The organism is Erythrobacter sp. (genome assembly GCF_023653175.1).
In the GTDB taxonomy this organism is placed as follows: domain Bacteria; phylum Pseudomonadota; class Alphaproteobacteria; order Sphingomonadales; family Sphingomonadaceae; genus Erythrobacter.
This window is the reverse complement of sequence record NZ_JAMNXL010000231.1, coordinates 1-4,703: the sequence shown is the minus strand read 5'-3', so window position 1 is coordinate 4,703 and position 4,703 is coordinate 1. Positions and strand designations below refer to the sequence as shown.

Below are 4,703 nucleotides of genomic sequence, written 5' to 3'. Positions count from 1 at the left end.
GTAGAAGGTTGCCGAACTGATCCCATGGCGGCGGCACACATCCGCCGTCGACATCCCCGCTTCCTGCTCCTTCAAAACAGCGATGATCTGCTCCTCGCTGAACCTGCTCCGCTTCATTCGTCCGTCTCCTCGTTAGGGCCGGACTCTACTTATCACTGGAGGAAATCTAGGGGCTCAGACCACTGCATCCAGACTGTGACGCTCGGCTTCACCAGATTACCGTGCGATCAGCCGCGGTCACGAGTGCGGCATCGGCGGTACACTTGAAGACGCCATCCGAGGGTGGGTTAGGCTAGCCGGTCCAGCAGCGCATCGATTCCGGCAAAATGGGCCTGCCAATCGGGAGGCCTGAAGGTGCACAGGCGTTCCAGTTGACGTTCACGGCGCGTGCTCGCTGGCTGCGCATAGTCGTTAATGGTTGTCATCCACGCATCCTCGTCGTCGAGCGGCAGCAAATCCGGCACTCCCTGGCCGATCTCGCGAAAGACCGGAAGGTCGCCGGCAATCACCGGCACGCCGGCTGCTAGCGCTTCGGCCAACGGGATGCCGTAGCCCTCGGCATGGCTCGGGAACAGCAGGGCCCGGGCTCCTGCCAGCACCTCGGCAAGGCGCGCATCGCAGAGAGGGCCAACCTCAGTGACGAAGGAGCCAAAATCACCGCTGTCAAGCTGGGCGAAGACCTGGCTGGCTTCCCAGCCGCGTCGCCCGACCATGACGAGGCGCGGCACTCGCCGGCTGTCCTTCCTGGCCATGAGACCCCGCCAGACACGCAGGAGCAGCTCGTGGTTCTTCCGTCCCTCGATCGTGCCCAGGATCACGAACGTTGGCTCGGCGGCGTCTTTCCTCGGGAGGATCGGCAAGGCGGGCGTGCCCGGCCACACCACCACGGCAGGTGGAAGGCTTTTGCCTTCCGTATCTGCGAAGTCCCTGAGCGTGCCGAGCGTATGCGCGCTGTTAGCGACAACGCCAGCCGCGGTGTCGAGCACGGCGCGTATCCGCCGGCGATGCCGGGCATTCTCGCCGGGGCGGCAAAACTGCGGGTGTGTGATGGGGATCAGGTCGTGCACAAGATGGACCGGGCGCAGGTCCCGCGCCTTGATCCACTCAGCAAGGCCCGGCGCGTCGAGGCCGGTATGGCCGGGGTTCAGCCAGAAGCGCCCCTGTCCCTGGAGCCGATCGCGCAGGTGCAGGCCGCGCTGCAGGCCGAGGCCCATCAAGGCCGCGCGGAAGTGCATCGCCTCTCGAACTGGCCGCTCGGGCATCATCAGAAGCCGGAATAGCGCCTGCGAGGTGCGGAACGGAAGGATCGCCTGGCCGCGCTTGTGGACGATCACGGCCTGCGCGCGCGAGGCGTAGTGGTCCATCCAAGCAAGACAAATCCTGTCGATGCCGGTTGCCCGTGTCCCCGTCCAGCGACGCCATACCAGGCGCGAGGCGTCGATGAGGAGCGGCGCGTCGTTGTCCGACATTTTTAACAATCGCCCCGGTTCACCGTTGCAAGAGCTTTCGCAGGCTCGCGCCGAGCCCGCCACGCCGGGCCTCATGGCCCGGCCGGGCCACGGGTTCGCCGAGGTAAAGATTGGGACGTTCGCGATTCTCGCCGACCGCCACGATCCGGCGCAGGTCGAACGAACCGAGGACCTCGTCGGAATAGGCCGGGGTGTAGTACAGGCAGTCGTCAAAGTAGTAGTGCGTCACTTGCGACCAGCGGGTCTGCCGCGGATCGGTCTGCGCACTCCCGCCGTGCAGCAGGTTGGCGCACCAGATCAGCGCCTGGCCCTTTCGCGCGAGGAAAACCTCGCGCTCGGCCCCCTCCGCCGCGACGAGGGCCGCCCAGGCCTCAGCGAACGGATCTTGCGCCGAATAGAGCTGGCTCCCGAAGCCGCGCCGACCGATCAGCGCATTGCTCATGACCGGCCAGCGATGCGAGCCGGGGTAGTAGAACAGCGGACCCGCCTCGGCGGTCACGTCTTCCATCGCGAGCCAAACGCCGCACATGAATTTCTCCGGCTGGCTGGAGAAGTGCACCATGTCGGAGTGCGCTTCCTGCTGCGTGCCGACAGGAAAGTTGAGCGTCTGGAAAGGGAAGGCGCCGCGTCCGTAAAGCCGTGTGAGTAGGGCTTTGACCGAAGCGTTGTCGGCGATCGCGAGCACGTCGCCGTCGTACTTCCAGGCGTCCTGAATGCGCCGCTCGCCACAGGTCTTGTCACTTTCCGGATCTTCCAGATCAACGCCGTAGCGCGGTCCGAGGCTGCCCTTGATCCGGTCGATACGCTGGTGAATGTCCGGATCGGGAAAGTCCATCACGGCATAACCGCGGTGGAACAGCTGGAGCCCTATCCGTGCCTCCTCGGTGGTCAGTCCGAGATCGCCGAGGAGGCTCAGGAACAGCGGTGATTCGATGAGCGGAAGGCCGGGAAGCGGATTAGTCATGCAACGCCCTTTCCGACGCCCAGCTTCGCACCAAGCTTATCCCATACCAGACGGGCGCAACGCCGCCAGCCGCGGGGATGCCCGGCTATTTGCGCCATGATGGGCACAAGGTCGTGATGCACTGATTTGCGGTCTTCCAATTGTCGATAAATATCCCAGAATCGTTCGGGCCCAAGCAGGCGTGGCATATGCCAAACCCCATGAAATCCAAAGACGTTATCGAGCGTGCTGGCACGTTCAGCAGAAAAGCGATCTGCCAACTCACGCGGGGCAAAGCGCAACTCTTGTGCTTCCAGCCAGGCGCGGTTGTAACGGCAGATTGCCACGTCTTCGGGATGGCTGGCGACGAAGCGTTCATCACGGCAGGCTTCGAGCAGGCGACTGCTGCGCAGCGAAAAGCCTCCATTGCCGACATCCCGGCCGTCGCGAAATTGCGGCCAGCTGGCCCCGATGTAATCATAGTCGAGAAAGTGCGGATCCCAGCGCGCCGTGTTCACAACATGCCCGTCCCATTGCATCACAAGACAACGCGAGGTTGCCACATGGTCTGCTAGGTCGCGCAAAATGAAGTGCGAATAAGCCTGAGCGCTCGTCAGTCGGGGAATGATCACCACCTCGATCCCGGCCACCTGTCGCGGCGGCTCGCAATGGGTCAACAGCTTGCATGCGGCAAAGCGAATGGTTTGCCGACACACTTCGATCGCCTTGATCGTCGCCTCGACATTGACCGAGGTAACCGCGATCAGCGTAACCTCCGGCAGGTCCAGCATAGGTTGGGATTGCGCCTGCTCGGTCATGGCACCACGCTTATCGCGAATTGTTCCGATGCGCGACTGAGGTTGGGATGGTGAAACGGATCAATGACTGCGTCGGTGTGCCAGATCCGCTGCAAGGCCGCCAGCTCGCCCGCAAAACGGGCCGCGCCGACCGGATCGGTATCATGCCCGCGTGAAATCGATTCGTGATGCACTAGCATCGCGCGCGGTTCATAGAAGGACTGCCAGCCATGCCGGTTCAACTTGAGACACAGATCAACATCGTTGAACGCGACCGCAAAGTTGGCCTCGTCCAGCCCGCCGATCGCGTCAAAGCGGTCCTTGCGCACCACCAGACACGCCGCCGTGACAGCCGAGACGAATTGCGGCAGAGTATGACGCCGGAAATAGCCTTCCGCCTCAGGCCGCAGGAACCGGTGGGCATGGCCCGCCGCATTGCCAACGCCGATCACCACACCGGCATGCTGGATACGCCCGTCGGGATAGAGCAATTGCGCCCCCACCGCGCCGACTTCGGGCCGCAAGGCCTGGGTGGCCATGATTGCCAGCCAGTCAGGCTTGAGAACTTCGATATCGTTGTTCATCAGGCACAGCAATTCGCCCGTGGCGATGGCAACGGCGTTGTTGTTGATGGTGGAATAATTGAACGGCCCCGGCTGCGGCAGCACGACGATGCCGTCGCGGGCAAGGTCAGCAAGATAGGCCTGTGTTTCAGGCTCATTGCTGTCGTTGTCGGCAATGATGATTTCGAGCGCAGGATAATCGGTCGCGCGCAGCCCGGCGATGCAGGTGCGCAGCAGGTCGGCACGGTTGCGGGTCGGGATGATAACGCTGACGCGCGGCAGATTTGCAGTGATGGTCAGGGGCTTTGCCTGCGCTGGCACAAGCGGGCGCGACTTGCGATGATGCAGAACCTCAGCAATATGCGCCGCCCCGCCACCAGTTGCGATTGCAGCGGCTGTCAGAGCCGCTGCCCAGTCAGGCTGTGCCGCGGCTACGGCCAGTGCATCGCTTGCGACACGCACGATGCAAGCGCCGGTGAGGTAATCGTGATGAGCGTAAAGCTCGGCGTTCCAACCTGGCTTGAAATGGGGCGCCATGCGCTTGCCGCGCAAACAAAGGACGTCATTGTCGGCAAAGATTGCGCAAACCTCACCATGGTCACGTATAGCAGTGCGGTAGTCTTCCGCGGCACCGACTGCGAGGCGATCCCCTTCGCACATCGCCAGCAGCCATGGGCCTGCGGCCCAGTCGATGGTGGCAGCGGCCTTGGCAAGATCGTTCGCTGCATCCGATCCGACAATGCGCCATGGGACGCCTTCTTTTGCAAGCGAACCGAGCGTCTCCCGCATGACTTCAGACGTTTCCTCGCCAGCAACCAACGCAATGATGTCGGGCTTGCCCGGCGCGCTCGGTTGGCGCCGCCCCCAAGCGTGCATCAACCACCACTGATAGGCGAGCGACGTCTGGCCAAGCAGCCGGGTAAAGTGCCCG

5 protein-coding genes are annotated in these 4,703 nt (G+C 63.2%); all 5 read right to left on the bottom strand.

Annotated features, from left to right (window positions below; all coding sequences use genetic code 11):
* A partial coding sequence (locus NBV68_RS17800) for a transposase (protein WP_296312479.1) occupies positions 1–117 on the bottom strand: 117 nt, incomplete at its 3' end.
* A 170-nt stretch (positions 118–287) separates the two neighbouring features.
* Positions 288–1,469 (bottom strand): glycosyltransferase family 1 protein, encoded by a 1,182-nt coding sequence (locus NBV68_RS17795; RefSeq protein ID WP_296312477.1) that lies wholly within the window; start codon positions 1,467–1,469, stop codon positions 288–290.
* A 19-nt stretch (positions 1,470–1,488) separates the two neighbouring features.
* Positions 1,489–2,433, bottom strand: coding sequence for a phytanoyl-CoA dioxygenase family protein (locus tag NBV68_RS17790; RefSeq protein WP_296312475.1), 945 nt, complete (start codon positions 2,431–2,433; stop codon positions 1,489–1,491).
* Positions 2,430–3,230: a DUF5672 family protein gene (locus NBV68_RS17785; RefSeq protein WP_296312472.1), complete on the bottom strand. Its 801-nt coding sequence runs from the start codon at positions 3,228–3,230 to the stop codon at positions 2,430–2,432. Before NBV68_RS17785 ends, NBV68_RS17790 begins: the two co-directional genes overlap by 4 nt.
* On the bottom strand, positions 3,227–4,703 hold a 1,477-nt coding region (locus NBV68_RS17780; RefSeq protein ID WP_296312470.1), incomplete at its 5' end, for a glycosyltransferase family 2 protein. The genes NBV68_RS17780 and NBV68_RS17785, both read right to left, overlap by 4 nt.

Coding starts and splice junctions, on each gene's coding strand:
- NBV68_RS17785 (WP_296312472.1), bottom strand. CDS start 3,230: ATGACCGAGCAGGCGCAATCCCAACCTATGCTGGACCTGCCGGAGGTT.
- NBV68_RS17790 (WP_296312475.1), bottom strand. CDS start 2,433: ATGACTAATCCGCTTCCCGGCCTTCCGCTCATCGAATCACCGCTGTTC.
- NBV68_RS17795 (WP_296312477.1), bottom strand. CDS start 1,469: ATGTCGGACAACGACGCGCCGCTCCTCATCGACGCCTCGCGCCTGGTA.